Here is a 25841-nt window from a genome sequence, read left to right on the forward strand (position 1 = left end):
CTGTATTGATCCTGTTGGCAATCCGACTTCTTCGATAAGTTTGCAAGTCTACTGAGCAGTTGGTTCAGCACAAATCGCTTGGAAGAAACGATGTCGATCTGCTGCATCCATACTCTGTATTCAGCACGCTGTACTTGATAGCTGCCGGACAGATAAGTAGCGACATCGGTAGCTCCTCCGTCCGTACTTACCGCGACTTTCACGAGAAGTCCCGAATAAAGAAACCGTGCTGCTAGTTACTGTTAATGGACCCCGACGTACGCCTCGCGGACGTACTCGTTGTCGTGGAACTCCGCGGACGTGCCGGACAGTTCGATCTCGCCGGTCTCGATCAGCGAGAGCCGCTCGGCGTGGTTCAGGGCGAACGTCGAGTTCTGCTCGGCCAGCAGGATCGTCAGCCCCTCCTCTTGCTGGAGCGTCTCGAGGGCCCGTCCGATGTCCTCGATGATGACCGGCGCGAGCCCGAGCGTCGGCTCGTCGAGCATCAACAGATCGGGGTCGCTCATCAGCGCCCGGCCGACCGCGAGCATCTGTTGCTCGCCGCCGCTCATGGTCTCGGCCTCCTGCTCGCGGCGCTCGTCGAGCCGCGGGAACAGGTCGTAGACCATCGCGAGGTCGGCTTTGACCGCGTCGCGGTCGTCGCGGAACTGGGCACCCATCAGCAGGTTCTCGTGGACCGAGAAGTACGGGAACAGATCCCGGTCCTCGGTGCAGTAGACGAGGCCGTTCCGGACGATTTGCTGCGGGTTCACGGCGGCGAGGTTCGTTCCGTCGTAGCGGATCATTCCCTCGTAGTCGACGAAGCCGGCAATGGCGTTGAGCATCGTCGTCTTGCCGGCCCCGTTCGGACCGATCACGCCGTAGATCTCGCCCGGTTCGATCGACAGCGAGACGCCCTTCAGTGCGTGCGACTTGCCGTAGTAGACGTCGAGGTCATCGACGTCGAGTATCGCGTTCGTGGTTCCGTTCGTGTCAGTCATTACAGTCCCTCCCCGGCGAGGTAGGCCTCCTGGACTCGCTGGTTCTCGGCGATCTCTTCGGGGGTCCCCGCCGCGAGGAAGTCCCCGTTGTTGAGCACGACGACCCGGTCGACCAGATCCATCAGCCCGCCCATGTTGTGGTCGACCACGACCATCGTCATTCCCTCCTCGCGGAAGCGCTCGATCTGCGCCGACAGCTCGGCGATCTCCGCCTGGTTCATCCCGGCGAACGGCTCGTCGAGCAACAGCAGCTCGGGCTCGGTCGCCAGGGCCTTGGCGATCTCGAGCCGGCGGACGTCGGCGTGAGGTAACTCGCCGGGCATCTGGTCGAGTTCGTCTTCGATGTCGATGCGCGCGGCGTACTCGCGGATCTCCGCCTCGCTCGCGCCGCCGTGGAACGAGACGATGCTGTTCGGCAGCGTGAACAGCTCGATGTTGCCGGCGACCGACATCGAGTCGATCGGGTTCGACTCCTGGGAGACCCGCGAGAGGCCCTTGTTGACCACTTCGTGGGTCGCGTCGTCGGTGATGTCCTCGCCGTCGAACCGGACCGTCCCGTCGGTGACGTCGTAGAGGCCCATGATGCAGTTGAACACCGTGGACTTCCCCGACCCGTTCGGGCCGATCAGGCCGACGATCTCGCCGCGCTCGACCGACAGCGAGAAGTCGTCGACGGCGATCAGGCCGCCGAACGTCTTCGTGAGGCCGTCGACCTCGAGGAGGCTCACTTGCGATCACCCCCGATCGAGCCGACGGTGTGCCAGATCCGGCGGAAGAGCCCGTCACGGGCGAACACGAGGACGAGCAGGACCAGCAGCCAGAGCATGACCCAGCGCGTCGAGTGGCCGAACCACAGCCGGAGGATCTCGTCGCGCAACAGCACGAAGAGGAACGCGCCGCCGATCGGGCCGAGGACGGAGCTCATGCCGCCGATGACCGCCATCGCGATCATCTCGATGCTCCGATCGACGACGACGAAGGTCGCGGGGTCGACGTTCCCGCCGAAGTGGGCCAGCAGGACGCCGCCGATCCCCATCGTGATCGAGCTGAGCGCGAACGACCAAAGCTTGAACTTCGTCGGGTCGAGCCCGGCCGCCGACACGGCGCGTTCGTTCTCGCGGATCGCGACGAGTACCGTCCCGACGTTCGACCGGGCGACGAACGTGAGTGCGGCCGCGATGAACAACATCGGCACGAGCATGAGGAAGTACCGCTCGGTGAAGTCCCAGGTGAACACCTCGACCGCCTGGAACCCGTTTTCGCCGCCGAGGGTCTCACTGAACCCGATTGTCAGCCGGTAGAACAGGAGCACGGCGACGAACGTGACCAGCGAGAAGTATGGGCCCGACAGACGCAGCGAGGGCAGCCCGATGAGCAGGCCCAACACGAGCGCCGCGAGGATCGAGACCGGGATGGTGACCCAGAAGCTCGGCACCGGACTGAGGGAGACGGCCAACAGCGCCGTCGTGTAGCCGGCCGCGGCCGACAGCGCCGAGTGACCGAAGCTGATGTAGCCGGTGTAGCCGCTCTGGACGTCCCAGCCCATCGCGAAGATCGCCCAGATGCAGGCGAGCGCGAGCGTCCGCATGTAGTTGCCGACGAGCAGCGGCGCCCACGCCGGAACGGAGACGAGCGCGACGAGCGACGCGACGAGCAGCCCCAGTTGGAGCCCGGTCACCTCGCCGAAGTACGATCCGAGGTACCGATTGAAGAGGTCCGCGCCTGGCCGCAGCGCTCGATCGACCGGCGAGAGGGCGCGCGCGGCGGCCCGCCCGCTCGGGAGCAGGATCGTTTGCCGAACCGTACTGCGCAGCCGTCCGAGCCGTTGTACTCCTTCACTCATGGACGTACTCCCTCCCGTACAGTCCCTGCGGAAGCAGGAACAGCACGACGAGTAGGATGACCAGCGAGAGGATCCCGCGGAAGCTCTGCCCCAGCATCGAGACGGTCAGCGTCTCGGTGTATCCGATCAGGTACGCGGCGACGATCGACCCCTTGATCGAGCCGATGCCGCCGATCACCACGATGATGAAGGCCAGCGCGAGCGGGTCCAGCCACATCAGCGGCGTCGCGGCCTGGTCCCCGCCGAGGAAGATCCCCGCGAGGCCCGCGAGCCCGCCGGCGATCAGCCACGTGCGGGTCCGGACCGAATCCAGATCGACGCCGGTAAGCTGTGCGCCCCGCTCGCTCATCGACGCGGCGCGGATCGATCGACCGCCGTCGGTCCGGGTAATGTAGTACCACAGCAGCCCGATGGCGATCCAGGAGAGGACGAAGCCGGTCAGATCGTTGTACGAGACGGACGTGCCGACGATGTTCGCCTGGCCGCCGACGACCGTGTAGGCGTACGGTTGGTCGCCGAAGACTCCGAGCGCGATTTCGGTCGTCATCGTGGCGACGACGACCGTCGCGAGGAACGTGATCACGGGGTTGTCCTCGATGTAGCGGACCAGGCCGGCGTACAGTCCGTACGACGACAGCGCGATGCCCGCGACCGCGAGCGGGAAGACGACGAGCCGCGGTAACGCGATCGACTCCCAGACCAGGTCGCGACTGAGGATCATGAACACGTAGGCGCCGGCCATGATCAGGGCGCCGTGGGCGAGGTTCAACACGCCGCCGACGCCGAAGATCATGGTGAATCCGATGGCGATGAGCGCGTAGAGAGCGCTGATCATCGCCCCGGTGATCAGTATCGAGAGGATCGAATCGAGCATGCCTAGCTCATCCACTCGGGTTGGACGTGGTCTGCCGTCCGGTGCTGTTCGGGGTAGACGCACTCGAGGCCGCCCTCGGGTCGCCACTGGGTCATCGGGAAGTTCGTGATCGCGTCGCCCTCGCCGCGTTCTTCCTGCACGTCGTGGGGGTACTCGTCACCCTCGCCGTAGAACGAGATTTCGCCGGCGGTCCCCGTGTAGTCCAGCCCCAGCATCGCGTCGACGATGTCGTCGAGGTCGCTCTCGTAATCGGCCGTGCCGGCCTCCTCGACGGCCTCCCGGTAGAGGTAGATCGCGTCGTAGGTGTTGAATCCCATGTACATCGGGAGATCGGGCGCGCCGTCGTCGTCCTCGGTGAACGCCTGGTACTCGTCGACGAAGTCGAGGGTCTTGTCCGTGATGGCGGTCGTGCCGGCGGCGCCCGACTGCGACGTCGTCTCGAAGGTCGCGGTCCCCTCCGAGAGCTGGTAGAAGTCCGGCGTCATGGACGCGACGTGGATCCCTTCGATGCCGAACCCGGCCTGGCGCTGGTGCCAGCTCGCGAGCATGTCCGTCGCGATGATGTGGGCGAAGAATCGGAAGACGGCGTCGGGTTCTTCGGACTCGAGGTCGCTCATTACCGTGCTAAAGTCGTCGATCCCGGTCGACAGCTCCGATTCGTAAACGACGTCGTAGCCGCGTGATTCCAGCTCGTCGGGCAGGTTGTTCGTGAACGGGTCCGTCCATGCGGCGTCGTCCGCGAGGTACGCGAACGTGTTCCAGCCGTGGTGGTCCGAGAGGTAGTCGGCGTATCCGCCCATCGCCTCGGCCTGGAAGTACGAGTTGATCGGCCCGGAACGGAAGATGTTCTTGTTCGCCTCGTAGTCCGAGCCGGTCGAATTTTCGATGATCGCCGGCGACGCCGACCCGGTGACGATGTACGGGACGTCGTTCTCGGCGATCATGTCCATGATGTTGACCGAGACCTCGCTGGAGAAGGTCCCGACGAGCAGGTCGACGCGCTCCTGATTGATGAGCCGGGACGCCTCGTCCTGGGCGGTCGACGGATCCGACCGGGTGTCCGCGCTGACGATCTCGACGTCCTCGTCGCGGATTCCGCCGTCGTCGTTGATCTCCTTGGCGGCCAGTTCGGCGCTCTGCTCGGAGCCGAGCCCCTGGGTGTTCTCCAGCGGAGCGAGGTGGCCGATCGTGAACCCGTCGTCGTCGCCGCCGCCGAGACAGCCGGCGAGCGTCGTCGCCACGGCGCCGGCCCCCGCGGCGCCGAGGAACGTCCGTCGCCCGACGGACGTCTTACCAATTCTACACGTTTTCGAAGTATTGTTATCGTCGTTAGCCATTATATGCCACTCCGTTACCGATTCTCATCCACCACTTCATATTCTCCCATAATAAAGATGAGGGTAGTTAGCAAGGTCCGACCGACAATAGTGAACACGTGAAATATTGTCGTTTGACTGCGGTCGATCGTCACCGGACTCGAGACGAAAACCTCCCTCTCAGACGATCTTCGCCGGAGAAACGCACTCGTTAATCAGTCGGTACGTGCCGTCTTCGACGGCGACAATCCCCTCGTGACGGAGGTGATCGAGGTGTGCGAAGGCCTCCCCCGGGCCGTGGACGATGTGGATTCCCTCGAGATCGCCGAACAGTTCGGCGCTGACCGACCAGGCGTCGGCCGGGCCGTGGTCGCGCAGCACGTCGAGGATCGCCTCGGTCCGCTCGCGGTGGTGCTCGATGATCGTCGTCGCGCGCTCGGTGGGGTCGTCGATGGGGTCGCGGTGGCCCGGCCAGACCCGATCGTAGTCGCGGTCGGCGATCCGCCGGAGCGCGGTCAGGTACTTCTCGAGGGGACGGTCGACGCGAACGTCCGCGCCGCCCACGTTCGGCGTGTAGACCGGCAAGACGGCGTCGCCGACGAACGCTCGGTCGCCGTCTGCGAGTTCGAAACAGCACAGGCCGGCCGCGTGGCCCGGTGCGTGCAACACTTCGAGGGTTCGTCCGCCGACGTCGAGGACGTCGCCGTCGGCGATCGGCGTCGGATCGGCGGGCCGCCCCGTTATGTGCTCGAACGAGTCGAAAAACGCGAGGAGTTCGTCCTTCGCGTCCGCGGGCACGCCCCATTCGTCGAGGATCTCTTCCCGACGTCGCTCGACGGCCGCGACCGCGTCCGGATCCTGTGCGACCAGCGGCGCGTCGGCCTCGTGGACGGACACCGTCGCGCCGCTTTCGGCCTGGATCTCGCCGGCCAGGCCGGCGTGGTCGACGTGGTGGTGCGTGAGGACGACGTCGTCGACGTCCGCAAACTCGTAGCCGCGCTCGGCCAGCCCCTCGCGGAGGTCGCGCCGGACGGCGTCGGTCGCGATACCGGTGTCGACGAGCGCGAGGTCGTCGCCGTCGGCGAGGACGTACGCGTTGTTCTGCCCCTCGAACTCCGCGTTCCCGAGTCGAATGCGGTCCATGGCGACTACCCACACGCCGGTCGCTAATAATTCGTCGGCTAGCGGCACCGGCCAGGCGGGCGAGAGGAATACGGAGACGGACTGCGTGACGAGTGGAGAACGGACGTCGGCGGCCGACCGACTGACGACCGCACAGACTCCCGAACCGGCGTAGAAAGAGCGGTTTACCGGGCCGTCGACGCTGATTACCCCTCGAGTTCGGTCTGCAGGAGCTGGTTGACGTCGCCGGGGTCCGCGCTGCCGCCGGTCTTCTGCATGACCTGACCGACGAGGAAGTTGATCGCGCCGTCGTCGCCCGACTCGTAGTCGGAGACGGCGTCGGGGTTCTCGTCGATCGCCTCCTCGACGGCCTGCTGGACCTCGCTCTCGTCGGTCTTGCCCAGATCTTCCTCGTCGACGATCTCGTCCGGCCCCGTGCCGTCGTCGAGCATCGACCGGAGGACGGTCTCGCGGGCGTTCTTGGCTGTGATCTCGTCCTCGGCGACGAGTTCGACCAGGCGCGTGACTTCGTCGAGGCGGCCCTCGATCTCGGTGATTTCCATGTCGCGGTAGTTGAGTTCGCCCAGCAGGTTGTCCGCGACCCAGGTCGCCGCCAGGTCGGGATCGAACTCGCTGGCGACGTTCTCGTAGAAGTCGGCGACCTGTTTGGTCGACGTTAGTTTGGAGGCGGCCTCCTCGCTCAGGCCGTACTCCTCTTGGAACCGCTCGCGGCGAGCCGAGGGGAGTTCGGGGATCGCGATCTCTTCCTTCCAGCCGGAGACCCGCAGCGGCGGCAGGTCGGCCTCCTCGAAGTACCGGTAATCTTTCTCCTCTTCCTTCGAGCGCATCGAGACGGTGATCCCGCGTGACTCGTCCCAGTGGCGGGTCTCCTGCTCGACAGCGCGGCCGCGCTGGATGGCGTTCTTCTGGCGGGTCTCCTCGTAGGCCAGGGCTTTCTCCGCGCCCTTGTGGCTCGAGATGTTCTTGACCTCGGTGCGGTTGGCGGCCGCCAGCGCCTCTGCGCCGATCTCGTCGGTGCTCTCGCCGTCGATTTCCTCGGCGGGGATGATCGAGAGGTTGGCGTCGATCCGCAGGCTGCCGTCGCGCTCGGCGTCGAAGACGCCCAGGTACTCGAGCACTTCCTCGAGTTCGGCGAGGAAGGCCCGCACCTCGCTCGGGCTGCGGAAGTCCGGCGCGGTGACGATCTCCATCAGCGGCGTGCCCGCGCGGTTGTAGTCGACGAGGGTGTACTCCGCCGAATCGATGCCGCCACCGCCGCCGACGTGCTGGAGGCTGCCCGGGTCCTCTTCGAGGTGCGCGCGCTCGATCGTCACGGTGCGGCGCTCGCCCTCGACCGAGATCTCGAGGTCGCCGTCCTGACAGATCGGCTCGTCGTACTGGGTGATCTGAAAGTTCTTGGGCAGGTCGGGGTAGTAGTAGTTCTTCCGGTGGAACCGGGTCTCCTCGGGGATGTCGGCGTCGATCGCCTTCCCGATCTTGACGGCGGCCTCGACGGCGCCCTCGTTCAACACCGGCAGCGCTCCCGGCAGGCCGAGACAGACCGGGCAGACGTGCTCGTTGGGCTCGTCGGTCGGCTCGGTCGAACAGCCACAGAAGATCTTCGTGTCGGTCTCCAGCTGGACGTGCACCTCGAGCCCGATGACGGTCACGAGGTCCGCCTGCTGGGCGGTCTGGGCAGTCATTGCGCCTCGATTCGGGCTGGTCGGGGTAAAGCGTAACGACTCCTAGTAACCACAACGAGAACCATTCCTCAGGATGTAATATAGGATCGATGAATATATTACAGAGATATTGCACCCAATTTTAAAATTTATAACCCGAAACTACCTTAGGTAAGGTGACAAACTAGATAACATGAAACCGATCGTCCTCGTATTGCTCCTCATTGCCCTCTCTTCTATCCCGGTCGCGCTGGGGCTCATCGTACAGCAGGACGCGAAACGGAAGGGACTGGATGATCCTGACCGATGGTTCGCGATCGTCGCCCTCACGGCTGGAACGGGCGTGATTCTCTATCTGCTTGAGCGGGACGATCGGGCTTCGCGGTCGGCACCAGCGGATGCGGAATTCCCGCTGCCCGGGGCGAGCGTTCGAGACGATTCGGGGGAATCGTCGGAAAATGAATGATCAAACCGACGTCCCGGCCTACGAGTCATCGTATCGCCGTTCGTAGACGATCCCCGACTCGCCGACGACCAGTTGCGGCGTCCGGGCGGTCCCGAGCGCGACCGCGAGCAGTTCGTTGCCAGGCCGGAGTCCGGCGAGTTCGGTCCAGCCGTCGTAGCTGCGCTCGTAGATCGTTCCCGACGTCGAGACCGCCAGCGCGTCGTCGCGGTCCCGCGCGAGCGCCGCGATCGGCTGCTCGCCGACCGTCGTCCGCGACCAGGCGACCCCGTTGTAGCGGTAGACGACGCCGTTGCCCCCGGCGACCGAAACGTGGCCGGAATCGGTCGCCGCGACCGCCTCGAAGTCGACGGCCGCGCCGTCGATTCCGATCCGGGACCAGGCGACGCCGCCGTCGCGGGACTCGAAGACGCCGCCGTCGGTGTCGACGACGTACCCGTACGCGAGCGGGGTGAGGGCGACGTCGGTGACGCTCGAGCCGGTGCCGGGCTCGGTCACGTCGCCCCACGAGACGTCGGCGCCGTCGCGCCGCCCCCGGAGGAGTTCCCCGGAGCTGTTGATGACCGTCAGCCGCTCGTCGCCGGCCAGGCCGGCGGCCGCGACCGACGTCCACGACGTCGTCTTCCCGTTCGGGGCGGAGAAGTCCGCGACGTGATCGGCGACAACGTCGTAGAGGCCGAGCGCGCCGCTGTCGCCGGCGACCCACAGCGCCCGCCCGTTGCTCGTGACCGCCGCCGAGCGGAGGCCGTCGCCCGCGTCACCGACCCCGTTCTCGAGGCGGACGGTCCAGTCGCCGCCGTCGCGGGCGAGGACGACGCCGTCTTCGCCGACCGCGTAGGCGCCGTCGGCCGTCGGCACCACGTCGTACAGCGTCGCGTCGGTCGGAACGTCGGCGCGGACCCACTCGCCGTCGACGTCGTCCTCAAGACAGCCGGCGAGCGACAGCGAACCGACCGCGGCCCCGGCCGCCGCGAGGACGGCGCGTCGGGTGTGGCGGGGGCGAGAGTGGGACCGGGAGCGAGTGCGATCGAGCATCAGTCGCCCTCGCGCGCTCCGCCGTCGGCGGCGGCGTCGTCCGGCGTCGATTCTTCGGACTCGGCTCCCGTATTGGTCTCGTCCCGGCCCGGCCGAATCGCCCCTCGGGCCTCGTGCGCCTGGTGGAACTCGCCTGGCGGCGTGAACGCGCCGGGCGCGGAGGTCCGCATAAGGACGGCCGAGATGCGGACGACATACGCGAAGAGAACCGCGAGCGGACTGAACGCGACCGCGAGCGCCAGGCTCACGAGCGCGAGCAGCCACCCCTCGAAGGCGACCGGCGGGTAGCCGCTCGCGTAGATCATGATGACCAGCGACGAGAGCAGGATCGCGGCGGTGCCGCTGTAGGTGATCAACCGCGACAGCCGCGCGAGCTCGCGCTGGAGGTAGATCGTCGTGAAGTACTGACGCGTCGCGTCCGCGATGACGAACAGCTCGCGGAGCTCCGCGAGCAGCGACGCCGCGCGGTCGGACAGCTCCCCGTCGAACCGACGGCCGAGCCGCCTGGCCTCGTTGGCGGCGCCGGCGTAGTCGTGGTCGATCGTCGGTAACACGACGGCGAACACCGACTCCGTGCCGCCGGTGAGCTGCACGGAGAGGGCGTTCGTGTGCTCGCGCGTCCGTTCCGCGAAGCGACAGATCGATTCGAGGGCGCGGATCGGCGTTCCGTCGACTCCGTCCTCGCCGGGTCGGCTGCGCTCGCTCGCGTCCCCGTCGTCCGCACGCCGACCCGCGTCCTCACACTCGCTCGCGAGTTCGTCGGCACGACTGCCGAGCGTGCCGGCTAGGCGGGCGAGGAACGGCGCCGGATCGGAGGGGCTGACGCCGTCGCCCTCGGTCCGGGACTCGACGCGGCTGCGGAACTCCTGGACGCCGTCGATGCGGTCGGTGAGGCGGTCGGGCGTGCCGAACAGCCGGGAGATGATCAGCTGGTTGACCGAGACGACGATCGGGATGAACGAGAACAGTCCCGCGATCATCGTGCTGAACATCGTCGTGACGAACCGGCTCTCCCGGACGCCGATGACGTCGCTGACGCCGAGGACGAGCGCGAGGGCGAACACGCCGGCGACGAATCCGCCGACGATCACCCGCCGATCGCCCTCGAGCAGGACCCACCGCCAGCCGCGGCGACGCGACGGGGTATCGGCGAGGTAGCGTGCGGTGATTCGGCCGCCGGCCCAGACGATGCGAGCGCCGACGACCGCTGCGGCGACCAGCAGCCGGAGGACGTATCCGACGATCGAGAGCCCGATCGAGGACTCGGTATCGGCCTTCGTATCGGTCTCCGCGGCGGTATCGTCGCGGTCGCTGGTACCGTCACCGTCGCGGTCGCGGTCCTCGGTCGAGCGGCGATCGACGGTCTCCGCGCCGTCGACGCGCTCGGGCGATTCCGGATCGTCGCGGTCCGTTCGATCGTCGGTCATGTGCAGGTAGAGATCGGGGCGTCGTCGGGACGGCTCAGAGGCCGTCGGAGACGGCCCCGAGGAGTCGAATGGCGGCCAGCAACAGCGCCGTCAGCAGGGCGAGCCGGCGGAGGATCGCGCCCCGCGTCGTCCTGATTCGGGCGCGGTCCGGTGGGTGAAACCCCACGGTCCACAGCGTCGCGATCGCGCCGACGTTGATCGCGATGAGGTTGACCGCGACGACGACGAGCGAGCCGAGCACCGCCGCGGGTTCCTGCCAGGCGACGCCGACGCCGACGACGCCGATCGGGGGCATGATCGCGGCCGCGATCATCACGCCGATGAGGTCCGTGATGCCGGTCGTCGCCATCCCGAGGCCGCCGGCGATGCCGGAACAGACCGCGACGGTCACGAGCAGCGACGGCGGGAGGCCGTGGCTGCCCAGGCCGAGACTGGCCTCGAGGTCGACCGCGGCCGTGACGACCGTCGACGTCCGCGCGAACGTCGCGAACGCGAGGGCGCTGGTCATCGCCACGCCGATGCCGACGAGTTGGAGTTTGACGCCGCGGACGAACAGCCGGCGCTCGTCGAGGACGGTTGCAACGCTCGAGGCCATCGCCGGGCCCAGCAGCGGCGCGATCACCATCGCGCCGACCAGAACTGCCAGCGAGTCCAGCAGGACGCCCGTGGTGGCGACGACGCCGCTGATCGCCGTCATCGCGGCGAAGATGACCAGCGAGGGCAACTGCGAGCGAGCCTTCGACCGGAGTTCGCTCCGGGAGATGCGCTCGAACGAGAGCCACTCGCCGCGCCGGGCGGGCGAGTCGTCCCACCCGCTGCCGACGATCGCCATCGGCTCCTCGACGACGATGGCGACGTCGCCGGCGACCGACGCCAGGTCGTCCTCCAGGGTCTCGATCGCGTGGGCGGGCACGGGGACGGTGATCGTTCGGTGCTCGCCGTCGGTGTGATCCGTGAGGCTGTACTCGAGATCGTAGCGCTCGAGGACGGTCCTGACCTCGTCGGTACTCGCCTGCGAGGCGGCAAGCACCGTCAGGAGTCGCATATTCGTGGCGTTCGAGGTGCGAGCCGAGCGGTGCCCGTCGCGATCGATCACAGTAACGTGAGCGCATCGGTATCGGGGGTCGGATCGTCGGGAAAGGTTCGGGCGAGCAGCGAGCGGACCGTCTCCCGGACCGCCGCGAGCCGGTCGTCACAAGTGCCGCGACAGGAGCCGCCGCAGCGCCCGATCGGCCCGTCCGGACCCGCGACGTACTGCAGTCGGCCGTGACACTCCGGACAGCGCGGTTCGACGTGGGCGGTCATCCACGCCACGTCGAACCCGTTGCCGGCGAGTCGGTCGCCCAGCGCGTACCAGACGACGACGTCGCACTCCTCGCGGCCCGACGCCGCCCGTTTGAGGCGGTCGATCGCGAGCGCGGCGCTTCGGTAGAGGTCGTCGTTCGGGTCCGCGTGGCGGCGGTGACACCGCCGGAAGTACGTCACGAGTGCGCGCCGCGAGGAGCGGCGCTTCCCCGTTGTGAGCGGGGCGTCGCGGGTAGCGTTCGGCGAGAGATCGTCGGACTGCGGCACCCGCTCGGGGCGGCCGCGGTCGTCGTAGTGGACCTCTCGCGAGAGAGATGCACCGCTGGTCGGACAGAACGCGTGTTCACCGATCATCTGTTGAGGGCCGATCGAACCGTCGGTGCGGTCCGACCGGGTACCCCGGGGATAGCGGCGCCAGAGGCATAAACTGACATAGTGTTGAAACCTTCTAGAATAAAAATTCGGACCCCTAGACCGTTCTAGACGTATGTTTCTATTATTTTGTTCGATAATATTATGGATCTCCCAGTCTTATCAGTAAGCAGTTCCTACGGCGGCTGCACCATGTCACGTGGTGAGCTTTCGCTCGTCGATTCGACCGATCGGCCGTGGTACTGGTACGTCTTAATCGGCTATCCCGTCCTGAGTCTGCTCGGGATCGTCGCGCTCGCCCGCCTCACCGGCGGCGGCTCGGTCCTGGCCTCGGGCCTCGGGAGCGTCGCCCTCCTGATCGTCGTCACCGCTTCCGGCGCCGTCACGCTGCCCGCGCTCTGGCGCGACGTCGAGTTCGTCGCGACCGAGACCGACGCCTGGTCGCCCGACCGGCAGCTCTACGTCGGGGCGGCGATCGCCGCGCCCCTGCTGCTCGGCGTCCTCTCCGGTCTGGCGGCCGGGTTCGGCATCGCGCTGGCGATCGCGATCGTCGCGTTCCTCCTCTCGACGGTGACGGTCTGCGTCGCCTACCTGTACAACCGTCACCGCACGATCGGGTTGCTGGCTCGCTGAGATCGGTCGATCGCGCTCGCGGCCGCGGCGGAACCCGCCCGCTCCCGGCCCGCGCGCATTCGTCCGGTCACCGGTACTCTCAGTGTACATCCTCTAGGTTTCGTCCATTTTTATAGGGCTCAATCTATTGGTTATTTCTGTTGGACGGCCCGGACGACGCGCCCCGGCGCGGATGACATCCTGGCCCGACAGCGCAGCCGTTGGTATCCGCTCCGCGCGATTCTCCGACGCTCCGCTCGATTCGAATCCCGAACTTCGCCACTGATGCTCCCAGCAATACCCATCCCCACTGACGTGTCCGGCCTCGCGCTTGCCCAGGGACGACCGTTCGTCGCGCCGGCGCTGGCGGTGATCGAACACGGACAGTTCCGGTGGGCGTCGGTCGCCGGACGGCCGATCGGCACCGCAGTCGCGTTCGGCGCCCCCGTCCCGGACGCCAACGGGGGCGGCCTTGACCTCGCAGCCAGGCTGGTCGGACTGCTCGGTGCGTTCTTGCTCCGCCTGCTCGAGGCCGCGGTCATCGCGTTCGAGATGGCCTGGGAGACCTGGTGGGCGCTCGTGCTCGGCTTTACGATCACCGGCGCTGTCCAGGAGTTCGTCGCCGAGGACCGGCTCACCGACTTCCTCGGCGACGACGGCTGGCGGGAGGTCGGCTACGGTGCCCTCTTCGGCGCCTCCTCATCGAGTTGCTCGTTCTCCGCAGTGGCGACGACCCGGTCGCTGTTCACCAAGGGCGCGTCGGCCGCGGCCAGCCTGGGCGCGTTCCAGTTCGCGAGCACGGACCTGGTGCTCGAACTCGCGCTCGTGGTCCTCCTCCTGCTCGGCTGGCAGTTCGCCGTCGCGGAGATTTTCGGCGGTCTTGTCGCCATCGCCGTCCTGGCGGTGATCTACCGCCGGTTCGTCCCCCGGCCGTGGGTCGACCGGGCGCGAGAGCACGCGCAGGCGCTCGATGAGACCGAGTGTGCGACCTGCGGGATGGCCGCGGACCCAACCGACGAAGAGACGATCGACGCGACGTTCGACGGCGAGCGGCGGTACTTCTGCTGTTCCGGCTGCCGCAACGCGTACGATCCGGCGACCGATCGCGAGGCCGTCACCGCCGGCCCCGAACTCCTCTCGGGCGATCGCTGGCGGTCGGCGATCGCGAACGCGATCCGCGAGTGGGACATGCTCTGGCGGGACATCGCGATCGGCTTCGTCATCGCCGGTCTGCTGGCCGCGCTCGTCCCGACCGCCTGGTGGACCGCCGTCTTCGGCGTCGGCGCCGAGGGCAGTCTCACCCGCCTGGTCTCGAACGTCGTTCTCGGCGCCGTCGTCGGCGTCCTGACGTTCCTCTGTTCGGTGGGAAACGTCCCCTTCGCGGTCGTCCTCTGGCAGAACGGCGTCTCGTTCGGCGGCGTCCTCGCGTTCATCTTCGCGGACCTGCTGATCCTGCCGCTGGTCCGCACCTACCGGCGGTACTACGGGACCCGCATGGCCGCCGTGATCTCCGTCGCGTTCTTCCTCGCGGCGACGACGGCCGGGCTCGCCGTCGAACTCGTCTTCACTGCCCTGGGCCTCGTGCCGCCCGCGGGCGCGGTTGGCGGCACGGTCTCCGGGACCTACACCGCCCTGTTCAACGTCGTCGCCCTCCCGATCTTCGCGGGCCAGGTCTACGTGGCCCTCGACCCCCACCAGCGCGCCCGCATCGGGAAGCGACTCGCGCCCCACGTCGCCGGCGTCCTCATCCGTACCCACCAGCTCCTCGAGCGGCTCGCCTACGCGCTCGAGGACCGCGGACTGAAGTGAATCCGGCCGATCGACCGCCGACTCCGCCCCTGCACTCCCCGCCCGGTTCCAGCACCTCCCATCACCCATGACACCACCGCTAGTCACTTCCGCGACCGACCGGCTCGATCCGGTCCGGCTCGTCTGCCTCGTCGCCCTCGTGGCGAGTCACGGCCTGGTTCGCCTGGCCGAACGCTACCTCCCCGCGTTCGTGACCGCGCTGGGCCACGGACCGCTCGTCGTCGGCGCGCTGGTGACGCTCGGCCTGGGCGTCGCCGCGGCGGGGGCCGAGTACACGACCGACGCGATCGACGAGGGCGCGACGACCGATCGCGAACGGACAGCGATCGCGGTACTGGCGGCGCTGCTCGGGGCCGTCGGCCTGCTCGCCTGGGCGGGCGCGCCGACGCTCGATACGCTGCTGGGGACGCCGCTGACGTCGCTGGGCTGGCTCGCGGTCGGCGCCGTCGTCCTCCAAACGTGGCACGTCGCCGGGCCCGTCCGCCACCTGTGGCCGGTCGATATCCGGATCGCGTCATCGCCCGCGAGCGCGGCCGATGAACCCGACGGCAACCAGGCGGGCGCGGACGATGGGGACCGGGAGCGAACGCCGCGGCGAGCCCGCGCGCCCGACCGGCGAATGCGGATCGTCGTCGGCGCGCTCGGAATCGCCGCCGCGGCGGTGGTCGCGACCGCGGCCGTCGCTAGCGCCGACGGGGTCCGCGCCGGGTTCGCGCTCGTCGCCGCGACGGGAGCCGCGGTCGCAGTCGTCGGCGCGGTGACGCTCGGCACCGTCGGCGACCGATCGACGCTCTCGGTTGGCCGCCTGGCGACGGCGAGCGGCGACCGGAAGGGCGCGGGAAGCGACGCCGACGCCCCGCTGACGGTCGTCCGGCGCGCCGTCTCGCGGCTGCCCGACCGCCGGCGGTGGGCCGTCGTCGGCGACGCGCTCGTCCGCGTCGCGATCGCGGGCGCCTGGCCGTACCTGATCCTCTTGGTCGTCGACTACCGGCCGCTCGCCCGCTCGGTCGGCGGACTCTCGTTGGGCCCGGCCGCCGTCTTCGGGCTGTTCGTACTCGCGGAGGCGGTGGGGGCGATCGCCGGCGCGATCGCCGCGCCGGCGCTTGCCGCGCGCGTCGATCGGCGTGCGCTGCTGATCGCCGGGCTCGCGGGTCTCTCGCTGGTGCCGCTGGCGCTCGCGGCGGCGCCGGCCAGCGTCGGGGTCGTCGCCGTCCTGTTCGCCCTCGCGGGCTGTCGTAGCGCGATCGAACCGCTCCGGCCGACCGTCGGCGCCGGCGTCCGCGCCGCGCCGGTTCCCGGACCGCGGCTCCCCGACGCCGTCCGAACCGGGGTTCGCCTCGCCGTCGTTCCCGCGCCGCTGGTTGGCGGGCTCCTGTACGCGATCGACCCCCTCGTGGCTTTCACCGTCGCGACGACGGTCGGCCTGCTCGGCGTCCGCGAGCTTGGTCGCGCGTTCACGTTCGACCGCCGATGAGGCGCTCCTCGACGCCGCGGCGTGCGATCCGGAGCGTCGGAACCGTACTCGCGGGTCGCTCGGGCGTCGACCACCGGCGGCTCGGTCGCTGGCACCTCGCGTTCGCGCTGGCGATGGGTCTCTGGGGCGGGCTCGACGCCCTCCTCCTCCGGACGGCGCTGCTCACGCCGCGCCTGGCCCGGTGGCCGGCCGAGACCTACAACGCCTTCTTCACCACCCACGGGCTGACGATGCTGTTCCTGTTCGCGCTGCCGGCGATCTGGGGGTTCGCGTACGCCGCAGTCCCGCCGCTGATCGCGGCCGACGGCGTCGCGTCGCCGACGCTCGGCGCGCTGGCGTTCTGGCTGCAGATCCCCGCCGCGCTGTCGCTGCGTGCGGGCGCCGTCGGCGGCGTCCTCGGCGTGGCGGGATTCGAACCGGTCGCGATCGGGTGGACGCTGTACCCCCCGCTGAGCGTCCGGTCGCCGAACCCCGCGATCGACGCCGTGCTCGTCGGCCTCCTGCTGGTCGCCGTCGGAACGGCGCTGACGGCGGCGAACCTCGTCGTCACGATCCGGCGGAATCGCGAGGTTCGGTGGCTCGACGTCGACACCTTCACCTGGACGGTGGTGACGGCCGCGGCGATGGCGGTCGTCGCCTTCCCCGTCCTGGCCGCCGCCGTCGCGCTGTTGCTCGCCGATCGGGCGCTCGAGACCGTGCTGATCGGCGACGGCGGCCTACTCGGCTGGCAGCACCTGTTCTGGTTCTTCGCCCACCCGCTGGTGTACGTGCTCGTGTTACCCCCGATGGGGATCGTCAGCCATGTCCTCCCACGGTTCGCCGGCCGCCGGCTGTTCGGTCGGCGCTCGTCGGTCTACTCGACGCTCGCGATCGGCGTCGTCTCCTTCACCGTCTGGGCCCACCACATGTTCGTGACGGGTATGAGCCCCGCCGTGCGAACGGTCTTCATGCTCACCACGCTGGCGGTGGCCCTCCCGAGTTCGGCGAAACTCTGCACCTGGCTCGTCACGCTGTGGGGCGGTTCGATCCGCTATACCGCTCCGATGCTCGCCGCCCTCGCCGCGGTCGGCTTCTTCGTCGTCGGCGGCGTCACCGGCGTCTTCCTCGCCGCGCCGCCGATCAACATTCGCTACACCGGGACCTACTACGTCGTCGCGCACTTCCACCTGCTGCTGGCCGGCTTCGTCGGCCTGGCGCTCCTCGCCGGCGCCTACTACTGGTACCCCCTGCTGACCGGCCGCCGGCTCGAGCCGGGCCTGGCCCGCCTGCACGTCTGGCTCACCGTCGTCGGGATCGCCGTGACGTTCGGCGCGCTCCTGCTCGTCGGCCTCGCGGCGTTACCCCGGCGCGTCGCGACCTATCCGGCGAGGTACGCGCCGCTGCACCAGCTCGCGACCGTCGGGACCTACGTCATCGTGGCCGGCCAGGCGGCCTTCCTCTGGAACCTCGGTCGATCGGTCCGGACGGGCGAGCCGGCGTCGGCGGATCCGTGGGATCTCGAGGGCGGCCCGTCGCACACGCGCGAGTGGCGGCGTCGATAGCGCCGTCTCCGAGTCTCTCGATAGGCGTCGCCGATAGCGCCGTCACCGGGTCTCTCGATAGCTTCGCCCCGGGTTCGCTCCCGCTCGCTCTCACTGATTCCCGCCGCCGAATCGACCGCCGAGCAGTCGCATCGCTCTCCGACGACCGCACCGTCGTGCGGCCCGACAACCGTCCTAGCCGACCCAGCACACAGTCCACCCATGGCAACCACCGCAAGCACCGACGTCGCACTGATGCTCCTGCAACTGATCGCGCTGACGATTCCGCCGGCCGTCGTCCTGGTCGAGCAACTGCGCCGCTCCGAGAACCTCGAGTGGCGGCTCCGCAAGCTGAGCTTCGGGCTCGTGATCGCGAGCGTCGCGCTGTTGCTCGCGGCCGCGGTCGCCGTCCTCGGGTACTTCGTCGCGAGCGTCGCGCTGCCGACCGCCGTCTCCGCCGGGCTGTTACTCGTCATCGCCGGCCTGGGTCCCCTCGGCGCGTTCCTCGCGATTCTCTACCGAGAACACCGGCTGGAACACGGTCCCTGACCGGACCCCCGCGGCCCCGCTTCCCGCCGCGGCGTCGCTCCACGCTACGTCCGGATCGGCCGGATCGCGGGTTCGAGTCCCGCGCGTAGCCTCGGCGGCTTCGCCGCCGATGACGAACCGATGTCCGATTACACACCGACAGACCGAGACTGCGACGACAGCGAGGAATCGAGCCCCGATGACGGCGCCGGCGATACCGGCGCCGACGGCAGCGACGGCAGCGATGGCGCGGATCCGCGACCGCTGACGAACCTGACCGGCTTCAAGCGAGATCAGCTGTTCGTCATCCGGATGCTCGCGGACCGCAACCCCCACGGCCTGGTGATCAAGGATAAACTCGACTGCTACTACGACGAGGAGATCAATCAGGGCCGGCTCTACCAGAACCTCGGCGAACTCATCGAGGAGGGGTACGTCGAGAAGCGCCCGCTCGACGGCCGAACGAACGCCTATCGGCCGAGTACGCGCGCCAACGAACTCCTCGAGGCCCACCACGAATGGGAACGGCGCTGCCTCTTCTGCGAGCACCACTGAGCGCGGGACCGCGGTCCCGGTCGCTCCGCGCGGCCTGGCGACCCGACGAACGAACCGACGATCGACGATCCGGCGATCTATTGAGTTCTTCCACGATGACAGCACGCGATCACGACACCGACAGCGGCGAGTCCGGCCGAACAGCACCCGATCTCGACGCCCCGTGGACGTACGCGACGACAGCCGCGCGTCGCCTCGGGGTCCCAGACGAGATCGAGCACCGACTCCTCTATCCGCGCCAGCGCCAGCGGCTCTCGGTACCGTTCGAGCGCGACGACGGCACGCTCGGCGTCTGCGAGGGGTACCGCGTCCGCCACGACGGCGTCCGCGGCCCGTTCGTCGGCCCGCACCGATACGCCGACGCGCTAACCGGCGACGACTGCGCCGGCCTGGCCGCGGCGACGACCGTCGGCGCCGCGATCGCCGGCGTTCCCTTCGGCGGCGCGGCGGGCGGAATCGCCGTCGATCCGACGACGCTCTCGCGGGACGAACGCGTCCGGCTCATCCGCGCCTACGCGGCCCGCGTCGACGGCGTCGGCCCCGACGGCGACGTCCTCGTCCCCGACGTCGGGACCGACGAGCGCACCATGGCCCGATTCGCCGACGCCATCGCCGATCGGATCGACGGCCCGCCGCGAGCGACGGTCGCCGGAAAGCCGCCGGCCGTCGGCGGCTTCCGCGACATCCCGCGCGCGAGCGGCCACAGCGTCGCCCACGTGACACAGGACGTCCTCGAAACCGACCGCGATCGGCCGCTGTCCGAGGCGACGATCGCCGTCGCCGGCACCGGCACCGTCGGCGCGACCGCGGCCCGCCTGCTCGAGTTCTGGGGCGGCACCGTCGTCGCGATGTGCAGCGATCGGGCCGGGCTCACCGCGCCCGCTGACGAGGACGGTTTGGACGCGGATCTCGCCCCCAGCTATCTCGATCGACCGGGCGCGCTCGCGGCCTACGACGACGGAACGATGACCGGCACCGAGAACGTCCTCGAACGGGACGCCGACGTCCTCGTCCTCGCGGCCCCCGCGACGGCGGTCACCGCCGAGAACGCGGCTGCGATCCGATCCGATCTCGTCGTCGAGGGCGCCGTCGGCGGCGTGACCCCCGGCGGCCAGGCCGCCCTCGAAGAGCGCGGCGTGACGGTCGTGCCCGCCACCCTGGCGACGGCCGGGACGATGGTCGCGGCCCACCTCGAGTGGGTCCAGAGCGTCGGCCGGGACCGGCTGAGCGACGCGCGCGTGACCAACGAGTTCGGCTACGCGCTCACCGACGCGGTCGCCGACGTGCGCGACCGCCGCGAGAGCTGCGACCTGACCTGGCGCCAGGCTGCCTACAGCGTCGGCCTCTCGCGGGTCGCGGCCGCCCACGAGGTGGTGCGATGATCGACAGTCTGGACGACTCGCTGTCCGAGGCGCTCGCCTGGCTCCAGCGCGTCGGTTCCTCCGGCGCCGGCTCGGCCGGATCGAGCGCTGCGAACGGGGGCGACGAGACCGACGGGGCCGGAGCCGAGAGCGGCGACGGCCGCGACGGCGATCGCGGCGGCGGCCGGGTAACCGGTGTCGCGACCGACGACGGCGACCGGGACGACCGCGGCGGTTGGGAGGTCGTCGAATCGCCGACCTCGCGGACGCTCCACGGCGTCGTCCACGGTCAGGACGGCCCCTACGCCTGCGGCGAGGGCGGCCTCGTGCTCCACCGGACCGGCGACGCCTGGCGCGTCCTCTTAGAGCGCGGCCCCGGCGTCTCGGAGAACACCCTCCGATCGATCGCCGCGACCGACGACGGCTGTCGCCTGTGGTTCGCCGGCGATAGCGGCGCGCTCGGCTACTACGACGTGGCCGACGGCCACCTCAGCGACTACTCCGCGCCGATGGAGAAGACGAGCACCTGGGAGGCGATCGCCGTCGCCGGCGCGACCGGCGAGGAACGCGTCCGGATCGCGAACGGCTCCGGGGAGGTGCTCGACTGCACCGTCGAGGACGGCTGTCCCGTCTGGGGCGACGTGGTCGAACCGGGCGGCGGATCGACGATCCCCGGCCTGACGGCGGGTCCCGACGGGTTCTACGCCGTCGACACCAGCGGCGGGGCGTACTTCGAACCCGCAGACGGTTCGGGCACGGGCACGGACGCGGACTCGGATTCGCCTGCGACCGATTCCGGGGACGGCGACACGGAATCCGTAGACAGCGACCGGACCAACGACTGGAAACGGATCGGCGTTCGCAACGCTCAGGTCGACTTCCAGGACGTCTGGGCCGGCGCCGATTCGGTCTTCATCGCCGGCGCCGACGGCATCGCCTACCGGTACGACCCCCGCTGCGAGAACTGGACGCCGCTACACGTCGGCCAGGGCGCGCTCCAGGCGATCCGATCGGTCGGGACCGACGCGGTCGCGGTCGCGACCGGCGGCCGGATCTACGAACGCGACGCGAGCGTCCGCTGGACCGCCCTGGACGCACCGACCGAACAGTCGCTGCTCGATCTCGCGCTCGCCCGCTCGAGCGCCGACGTCGGGGACGGCCTGGCGACCGTCTCGGTCGACGTCGCCGTCGGGGCCGGCGGTGCGATCCTCGAGCGCGACCGCCGAGACCGCGAGGGTGCGGCGGACCGCCGTGACTGACCGTACCGGAATCGATCGACTCGTCTGAATCGCCCCGCCGATCGCCCCGTTTTCCCCGTACTCGATGGTACCCGACGTTCGACTCCCGTTCACGACTCGTATCGATCGCGACTCGGTCCCGGTCGCGGAAACGCTCGTCCTCTCGCTGTCCGCCCTGCTGTGGTTCGTCCTCCGCCGGGGATGGCTCCCCGGGCCGGGACCGGTCCCGGACGGCCTCGACGCGCCGATGAGCGCGCCAGGCGTTCCCGAAGCGGCGGCCACGGCAAACGGACTCGCCGGTGCCCTGGCCTACCTCCTGCTGTGGGGTGCGATGATGCTGACAATGATGCTCCCGTCGCTCCTTCCCGCCGTCCGGCGGTATCGGGACGAACTCTGCGACGCGCCGTCCGTTTTCGGCCCGTCGATCGCGGCGTTCGTCGGGGCCTACGGCCTCGTCTGGACGCTGGCCGGCGCCGTCCCGCTGGCGGTCGACTTCCTCCTCTCGATCCGCGGCCTGGTGACCGCGACGATCGGCGGGGTCGACGCCGGGGCGCTCGCGCTTGCCGGCCTGTTCGCGTTCGCGGGCGCCTACCAGTTCACGTCGCTGAAACGGGATCTGCTCGCGCGGTGTGCGCGCTGTCGATCGATCCCGCACCGCCCCGGCGTCCGCCGGATGGCGCGCGAGGGGGTCGAGTACGCCGCCAACTGCGTCGGCTGCACCTGGCCGCTGTTCGCGGCCATGGTCGCGCTGGGATCGATGAACCACCTCGTCATGGTCGGCCTGACGCTGGTCGTCGCGCTCGAGCGCCTGGCGGCCAACGGCGAGGACATCGCGGTCGCCTGGGGCGTCGTCCTCCTCGGCGCGGCCGCGGTCGCGCTCCTCTCGGGCGTGCTCGGCATCTGACGAGGCCGGCCGCTCCGCCGAACCGAAAGCCGACGCGGGATGCCGTTTTTTGATCGCCGCCCCCGAAGGACTAGATGGTGTGCTAAATGGCAACAAGTAACGTCAAATCGTACTGGGGGCGGTACCGCTCGATCCCGATCGTGTACCGAATCGGCGCGGCGTTCGTCCTGGGGTCGATCGTCGGCCTGGTCGTCGGCGATCCCGCGACGAGGCTCGAGCCGCTGGGGGACATCTTCGTCCGGCTGTTGAGCATGATCGTCATCCCGATCGTCGTCTTCACCCTGCTGATGGGGATACGACGGATCTCGCCGGCCCAACTGGGCCGGATCGGCGGTCAGGTGATCGCGCTGTACGCGATCATGTCCGCGATCGCGGTGTTCATCGGCCTGGCGGTAGCGAACCTGGTCAATCCGGGGACGGGACTGACGCTGACCGAGGATGCGGCGTTCGAGCCGGCCGAGACGCCGGACTTCGTCGATGTGCTGGTCGGGATCGTCCCGGAGAATCCGATCGGGGCGATGGCGGAGGGCGACGTCCTCGCGACGATCTTCTTCGTCATCGTCTTCGGCCTGGCGCTGTTGCTGCTCGAGGAGAGCAGCGAGGACGAGGCCGTCCTCCGGGGCGTCGAATCGATCTTCGACATCGTCGAGGCCGGCACCGAGGCGCTGTTCAAGCTCGTCTGGGGGATCATGGAGTACGGCGTCATCGGCGTCTTCGCGCTGATGGCCGCCGTCTTCGGCGAGGCCGGCGTCGACGCGCTCGTCCCGTTCGCGATGCTGATCGCCGCGCTGACCGCCGCAATCCTGCTCCACATCGCAGTCGTCTACCTCGGCGGGCTCATCGTGGCGCTCACTAGGCAGTCGCCCGTCGCGTTCCTCGCGGGCTCGAAGGACGCGATCGTGACCGCGCTCTCGATCCGCTCCTCGAGCGGCACGCTGCCGGTGACGATGGCTAACGCCGACGACAACCTGCGGATCGACGAGAGCGTCTACGGATTTTCGCTCCCGCTGGGCGCGACGATCAACATGGACGGAACGGCGATGTACCAGGGCGTCGTGGCCGTCTTCGCCGCCAACCTCGTGGGCGTGCAGCTAACGATCGTCGAGCAGGTGACGGTCGTCCTCATCGCCGTGCTCGCGAGCATCGGGGCCGGGGGCGTCCCCGGCACGGGGCTGATCATGCTGACCTTAGTGCTGACCCAACTCGGGCTCCCGCTCGAGGTGGTCGGCTTCGTCGCCGGCGTCGACCCGATCCTCGACCGACTCCGGACGATGACGAACGTGACCGGCGACCTGGCCGTCACGACGGTCGTCGCCCACTGGAACGACGCGATCGACTTCACCGGGGGCTCGTGGGCCGATCCGACGCGGGGCCTCGAAATCGGCGGCGACACAACGGCGGGTGGCGACTGAACCCGCTGCACGGGAGCTCTCACCCCGCCGTTCTCTTTTTCGCCGCCGTCGACCGACCGGTCAACAGGGACAGTAGTACTCTCTCGTCCCGAATTCCGTCGCGAGGAGCCGGTATGTCGGATCCGGATCGCTCGGCCGGTAGACGGCCGTCGTGAGATCGTCGCGCCGCTCGAATTCGCCGGCGACGATCGAGCGCCACTGCTCGCGCGAGAGGTGATCCTCGACCGCGTGGTTCGCCAGCAGCGTCGCGTAGTCCTTGAGGTAGACCCAGGTCGCGTCCCGGACCACGCCAGGCTCGTAGTCGCCGCCGGTCGCGTCGGCGTAGGCCGCCGCGGGGAGGTTCGCCCCCGCCGCGATCGGGAGCCCGATCCACTTCCACGGCCTGGTGTTGATATCGAGCAGCCGGTACTCGTCGGTCCGCGCGTCGTAGAGGAACTCCGCCTCGCTGATGCCGTGGTAGCCGGCGTCGTCGAGCACTGCGAGCGCGTCCCGTTCGATCTCGGGGACGTCGGTGCCGGAAACCAGGCAGGTCGTCCCGAAGTCGGGCGGATAGATCGCGCGGCGCCGGCCGACGAAGGTGACGGCGTCGTCGACGCCCGACTCGGGGACGTACGACGCGAGCGTGTAGAGGTCGCCCTGCTCCTTCGGAATCTTCTCTTGGGCCATCACTCGCATGTCCGCGTCGCGGGCGCGCTCGACGATCTCGTCGTACTCTTCTCGACTTTCGACTTCGACGAGGTTCGTCCCGAACGCGTCCTCGAACCGCCGCTTCAGGGCCGGTTTGACGATCAGCGGAAGGTTCAGTTCATCGGCCGCGGCGTCGGGATCGGTCTCGTCGAGCCGGTAGGTCTCGGGGGTCGGCACGTCCAATTCGTCGGCCCGCTCGTAGAGCGAGGTCTTGTCTAAGATCGCGTCGACCGTCTCGAAGTCGGCGAACGGCAGGTCGATCCTGTCGGGGTCGAGGTCGGCGACGGCGTGGACCCACTCGTCCATACACGGGAACAGCACCGGGTCGTGTTCGAGCGCGTCCGCGATCGCCGCCAGTTCCTCCCCGAACGCCTCGAGATCGTCGAGCGGATAGGTGACCAGGCCCGCCAGCTCGACCCCCTCGGAGTACGGCGCGACCCCGTCGGGCGAGCGGTCGAGCGTGACCACCGGCACGCCGTGGTCCGCGAGCGCGCGGGCAACCGCCAGGCCGGTGATGTGGGCGTTGCAGACGATCGCCGGCGGTCGGTCGAACGACCGATCTTCCAGTTCGTCGATGGCGGTTCGCGTATCGTAGACTGTGTCTGCCATGCGTGTTATTCTCATTCAGGCCGCAAAAATCGTCCGGGACCGTCCGATCGATCGGTGCGGTCCGGAGGCATACCCCCGTCTCGCGGCCGCTCCCGGCCGGCGCACCGCCGGCAACTCGCGGATCGCGGTCGGATATCGCGGAACCGCCTGGCGCGGTCGAGACGCCGGTTACCGTTTCGTGGTCACTCGCTCTCCCGGTCGGTCTTCGGCGTCTCCCCGCCGATCGTCACGTCAGTCGTTCCGAACGGTTGCATCGTCTCCTCGAACGTCGCGGTCAGTTCGGTGTCCGGGAACACCCCGATAATGCGGGCGGGTTCGTCGCCGGCGTTCGCGATCCCGTGGGGTTCCATTTCGGGGACGATGGCGCACTGTCCCGCCTCGAGGGGGATCGTCTCGTCGCCGACCGTCGCTTCGACCGTCCCTGCGATCACTACGAGGAGTTCCTCGTTGCTGTCCCGGTGGCTGGGGAGGTGGTCGCCGGGGTCGATCTCCATGCTGACGAGCATCAGATCTTCGGCGCCAGCGTCGGTCCCGTTCGGCGTTCCGGGCGTCAGCGGGAAGTAGCCGCGCAGGCGTGCGCGCTCGTCGCCCTCCTGATACACGTCGGTTCCCTCGAATTCGTAGAGATCGATCGCTCGGGTCGCTTCCGGTTGCTTCTTCGATGTTGCTGCCATGGGTGCTCACCGCTGTGATTGCGGGCCGCCTCGCGGCGA

General features: G+C 68.9%; 24 protein-coding genes. 11 read left to right on the forward strand and 13 right to left on the reverse strand.

The window, feature by feature from the left end:
• Positions 1–242: 242 nt before the first annotated feature.
• From BMY29_RS08880 to gatB, 7 genes are all read right to left on the reverse strand, one after another.
• Positions 243–980, reverse strand: a complete 738-nt coding sequence (locus BMY29_RS08880; RefSeq protein ID WP_049989003.1) for an ABC transporter ATP-binding protein — start codon at positions 978–980, stop codon at positions 243–245.
• Complete coding sequence (locus tag BMY29_RS08885; protein WP_049989002.1) at positions 980–1708, reverse strand: ABC transporter ATP-binding protein; 729 nt, start codon at positions 1706–1708, stop codon at positions 980–982. The genes BMY29_RS08880 and BMY29_RS08885 overlap by 1 nt, the downstream gene beginning before the upstream one ends.
• Positions 1705–2823 (reverse strand): branched-chain amino acid ABC transporter permease, encoded by a 1119-nt coding sequence (locus tag BMY29_RS08890; RefSeq protein ID WP_049989001.1) that lies wholly within the window; start codon positions 2821–2823, stop codon positions 1705–1707. The genes BMY29_RS08885 and BMY29_RS08890 overlap by 4 nt, the downstream gene beginning before the upstream one ends.
• Entirely contained in the window at positions 2816–3697 is an 882-nt protein-coding gene (locus BMY29_RS08895) for a branched-chain amino acid ABC transporter permease (protein ID WP_049989000.1), read from the reverse strand. The genes BMY29_RS08890 and BMY29_RS08895 overlap by 8 nt, the downstream gene beginning before the upstream one ends.
• 2 nt (positions 3698–3699) lie before the next feature.
• Positions 3700–5034 carry an ABC transporter substrate-binding protein gene (locus BMY29_RS08900; RefSeq protein WP_049988999.1) on the reverse strand — a complete coding sequence of 445 codons (1335 nt, stop codon included), beginning with the start codon at positions 5032–5034 and terminating at the stop codon, positions 3700–3702.
• Between the two features lie 159 nt (positions 5035–5193).
• Positions 5194–6156 carry an MBL fold metallo-hydrolase gene (locus BMY29_RS08905; RefSeq protein ID WP_049988998.1) on the reverse strand — a complete coding sequence of 321 codons (963 nt, stop codon included), beginning with the start codon at positions 6154–6156 and terminating at the stop codon, positions 5194–5196.
• Between the two features lie 185 nt (positions 6157–6341).
• Positions 6342–7838, reverse strand: coding sequence for an Asp-tRNA(Asn)/Glu-tRNA(Gln) amidotransferase subunit GatB (gene gatB / locus BMY29_RS08910; protein WP_049988997.1), 1497 nt, complete (start codon positions 7836–7838; stop codon positions 6342–6344).
• Positions 7839–8010: 172 nt separating this feature from the next.
• Between gatB and BMY29_RS08915 the strand changes: the two genes are divergently transcribed.
• Positions 8011–8283, forward strand: coding sequence for a hypothetical protein (locus BMY29_RS08915; RefSeq protein ID WP_049988996.1), 273 nt, complete (start codon positions 8011–8013; stop codon positions 8281–8283).
• Positions 8284–8301: 18 nt separating this feature from the next.
• Here BMY29_RS08915 and BMY29_RS08920 read toward each other — a convergent pair whose 3' ends face one another.
• The 4 genes from BMY29_RS08920 to BMY29_RS08935 are packed head-to-tail and all read right to left on the reverse strand — an operon-like array spanning position 8302 to position 12401.
• Positions 8302–9315: a beta propeller repeat protein gene (locus tag BMY29_RS08920; protein WP_049988995.1), complete on the reverse strand. Its 1014-nt coding sequence runs from the start codon at positions 9313–9315 to the stop codon at positions 8302–8304.
• The gene (locus BMY29_RS08925) at positions 9315–10742 is read right to left on the reverse strand and encodes a DUF7972 family membrane protein (protein WP_241471243.1); all 1428 of its coding nucleotides are present in this window, start codon (positions 10740–10742) and stop codon (positions 9315–9317) included. The genes BMY29_RS08920 and BMY29_RS08925 overlap by 1 nt, the downstream gene beginning before the upstream one ends.
• A 34-nt stretch (positions 10743–10776) precedes the next feature.
• Positions 10777–11787 (reverse strand): TIGR00341 family protein, encoded by a 1011-nt coding sequence (locus BMY29_RS08930; protein WP_049989083.1) that lies wholly within the window; start codon positions 11785–11787, stop codon positions 10777–10779.
• A gap of 47 nt (positions 11788–11834) precedes the next feature.
• Entirely contained in the window at positions 11835–12401 is a 567-nt protein-coding gene (locus BMY29_RS08935) for a hypothetical protein (RefSeq protein ID WP_049988994.1), read from the reverse strand.
• 210 nt (positions 12402–12611) lie between these two features.
• Here BMY29_RS08935 and BMY29_RS08940 point away from each other — a divergent pair, with 210 nt between their 5' ends.
• The 10 genes from BMY29_RS08940 (at position 12612) to BMY29_RS08985 (ending at position 23832) form a co-directional block, all read left to right on the forward strand.
• A complete protein-coding gene (locus tag BMY29_RS08940) occupies positions 12612–13052 on the forward strand; it encodes a hypothetical protein (RefSeq protein WP_049988993.1) in 441 nt (146 codons plus the stop codon).
• 264 nt (positions 13053–13316) lie between these two features.
• Positions 13317–14840, forward strand: coding sequence for a permease (locus BMY29_RS08945; RefSeq protein WP_049988992.1), 1524 nt, complete (start codon positions 13317–13319; stop codon positions 14838–14840).
• Positions 14841–14907: 67 nt separating this feature from the next.
• Positions 14908–16314 (forward strand): hypothetical protein, encoded by a 1407-nt coding sequence (locus BMY29_RS08950; RefSeq protein ID WP_049988991.1) that lies wholly within the window; start codon positions 14908–14910, stop codon positions 16312–16314.
• Positions 16311–17855, forward strand: coding sequence for a cytochrome c oxidase subunit I (locus tag BMY29_RS08955; RefSeq protein ID WP_049988990.1), 1545 nt, complete (start codon positions 16311–16313; stop codon positions 17853–17855). The genes BMY29_RS08950 and BMY29_RS08955 overlap by 4 nt, the downstream gene beginning before the upstream one ends.
• A gap of 201 nt (positions 17856–18056) precedes the next feature.
• On the forward strand, positions 18057–18383 hold the full coding sequence (locus BMY29_RS08960; RefSeq protein WP_049988989.1) for a hypothetical protein: 327 nt from the start codon (positions 18057–18059) through the stop codon (positions 18381–18383).
• Between the two features lie 120 nt (positions 18384–18503).
• On the forward strand, positions 18504–18917 hold the full coding sequence (locus BMY29_RS08965; protein WP_074854679.1) for a helix-turn-helix transcriptional regulator: 414 nt from the start codon (positions 18504–18506) through the stop codon (positions 18915–18917).
• 95 nt (positions 18918–19012) lie between these two features.
• Positions 19013–20299 (forward strand): Glu/Leu/Phe/Val family dehydrogenase, encoded by a 1287-nt coding sequence (locus BMY29_RS08970; RefSeq protein ID WP_049988988.1) that lies wholly within the window; start codon positions 19013–19015, stop codon positions 20297–20299.
• On the forward strand, positions 20296–21537 hold the full coding sequence (locus BMY29_RS08975; RefSeq protein ID WP_049988987.1) for a hypothetical protein: 1242 nt from the start codon (positions 20296–20298) through the stop codon (positions 21535–21537). Before BMY29_RS08970 ends, BMY29_RS08975 begins: the two co-directional genes overlap by 4 nt.
• Positions 21538–21601: 64 nt before the next feature.
• Entirely contained in the window at positions 21602–22420 is an 819-nt protein-coding gene (locus BMY29_RS08980; protein ID WP_049988986.1) for a DUF2182 domain-containing protein, read from the forward strand.
• Positions 22421–22506: 86 nt separating this feature from the next.
• Entirely contained in the window at positions 22507–23832 is a 1326-nt protein-coding gene (locus BMY29_RS08985) for a dicarboxylate/amino acid:cation symporter (protein WP_049988985.1), read from the forward strand.
• A 60-nt stretch (positions 23833–23892) separates the two neighbouring features.
• Here the strand turns inward: BMY29_RS08985 and BMY29_RS08990 are convergent, their stop codons facing one another.
• Complete coding sequence (locus BMY29_RS08990; protein WP_049988984.1) at positions 23893–25128, reverse strand: carboxylate--amine ligase; 1236 nt, start codon at positions 25126–25128, stop codon at positions 23893–23895.
• A gap of 182 nt (positions 25129–25310) precedes the next feature.
• Positions 25311–25802, reverse strand: coding sequence for a cupin domain-containing protein (locus tag BMY29_RS08995; RefSeq protein ID WP_049988983.1), 492 nt, complete (start codon positions 25800–25802; stop codon positions 25311–25313).
• Between the last annotated feature and the right edge of the window lie 39 nt (positions 25803–25841).

This window comes from Natrinema salifodinae, assembly GCF_900110455.1.
Classification (GTDB): Archaea; Halobacteriota; Halobacteria; order Halobacteriales; family Natrialbaceae; genus Natrinema; species Natrinema salifodinae.

Bases quoted from the DNA above. Each gene is read 5' to 3' on its own strand.
- BMY29_RS08880 (WP_049989003.1), bottom strand. From the start codon at position 980: ATGACTGACACGAACGGAACCACGAACGCGATACTCGACGTCGATGAC.
- BMY29_RS08890 (WP_049989001.1), bottom strand. From the start codon at position 2,823: ATGAGTGAAGGAGTACAACGGCTCGGACGGCTGCGCAGTACGGTTCGG.
- BMY29_RS08895 (WP_049989000.1), bottom strand. From the start codon at position 3,697: ATGCTCGATTCGATCCTCTCGATACTGATCACCGGGGCGATGATCAGC.
- BMY29_RS08900 (WP_049988999.1), bottom strand. From the start codon at position 5,034: ATGGCTAACGACGATAACAATACTTCGAAAACGTGTAGAATTGGTAAG.
- BMY29_RS08905 (WP_049988998.1), bottom strand. From the start codon at position 6,156: ATGGACCGCATTCGACTCGGGAACGCGGAGTTCGAGGGGCAGAACAAC.
- gatB (WP_049988997.1), bottom strand. From the start codon at position 7,838: ATGACTGCCCAGACCGCCCAGCAGGCGGACCTCGTGACCGTCATCGGG.
- BMY29_RS08915 (WP_049988996.1), top strand. From the start codon at position 8,011: ATGAAACCGATCGTCCTCGTATTGCTCCTCATTGCCCTCTCTTCTATC.
- BMY29_RS08920 (WP_049988995.1), bottom strand. From the start codon at position 9,315: ATGCTCGATCGCACTCGCTCCCGGTCCCACTCTCGCCCCCGCCACACC.
- BMY29_RS08925 (WP_241471243.1), bottom strand. From the start codon at position 10,742: ATGACCGACGATCGAACGGACCGCGACGATCCGGAATCGCCCGAGCGC.
- BMY29_RS08930 (WP_049989083.1), bottom strand. From the start codon at position 11,787: ATGCGACTCCTGACGGTGCTTGCCGCCTCGCAGGCGAGTACCGACGAG.
- BMY29_RS08935 (WP_049988994.1), bottom strand. From the start codon at position 12,401: ATGATCGGTGAACACGCGTTCTGTCCGACCAGCGGTGCATCTCTCTCG.
- BMY29_RS08940 (WP_049988993.1), top strand. From the start codon at position 12,612: ATGTCACGTGGTGAGCTTTCGCTCGTCGATTCGACCGATCGGCCGTGG.
- BMY29_RS08945 (WP_049988992.1), top strand. From the start codon at position 13,317: ATGCTCCCAGCAATACCCATCCCCACTGACGTGTCCGGCCTCGCGCTT.
- BMY29_RS08950 (WP_049988991.1), top strand. From the start codon at position 14,908: ATGACACCACCGCTAGTCACTTCCGCGACCGACCGGCTCGATCCGGTC.
- BMY29_RS08955 (WP_049988990.1), top strand. From the start codon at position 16,311: ATGAGGCGCTCCTCGACGCCGCGGCGTGCGATCCGGAGCGTCGGAACC.
- BMY29_RS08960 (WP_049988989.1), top strand. From the start codon at position 18,057: ATGGCAACCACCGCAAGCACCGACGTCGCACTGATGCTCCTGCAACTG.
- BMY29_RS08965 (WP_074854679.1), top strand. From the start codon at position 18,504: ATGTCCGATTACACACCGACAGACCGAGACTGCGACGACAGCGAGGAA.
- BMY29_RS08970 (WP_049988988.1), top strand. From the start codon at position 19,013: ATGACAGCACGCGATCACGACACCGACAGCGGCGAGTCCGGCCGAACA.
- BMY29_RS08975 (WP_049988987.1), top strand. From the start codon at position 20,296: ATGATCGACAGTCTGGACGACTCGCTGTCCGAGGCGCTCGCCTGGCTC.
- BMY29_RS08980 (WP_049988986.1), top strand. From the start codon at position 21,602: ATGGTACCCGACGTTCGACTCCCGTTCACGACTCGTATCGATCGCGAC.
- BMY29_RS08985 (WP_049988985.1), top strand. From the start codon at position 22,507: ATGGCAACAAGTAACGTCAAATCGTACTGGGGGCGGTACCGCTCGATC.
- BMY29_RS08990 (WP_049988984.1), bottom strand. From the start codon at position 25,128: ATGGCAGACACAGTCTACGATACGCGAACCGCCATCGACGAACTGGAA.
- BMY29_RS08995 (WP_049988983.1), bottom strand. From the start codon at position 25,802: ATGGCAGCAACATCGAAGAAGCAACCGGAAGCGACCCGAGCGATCGAT.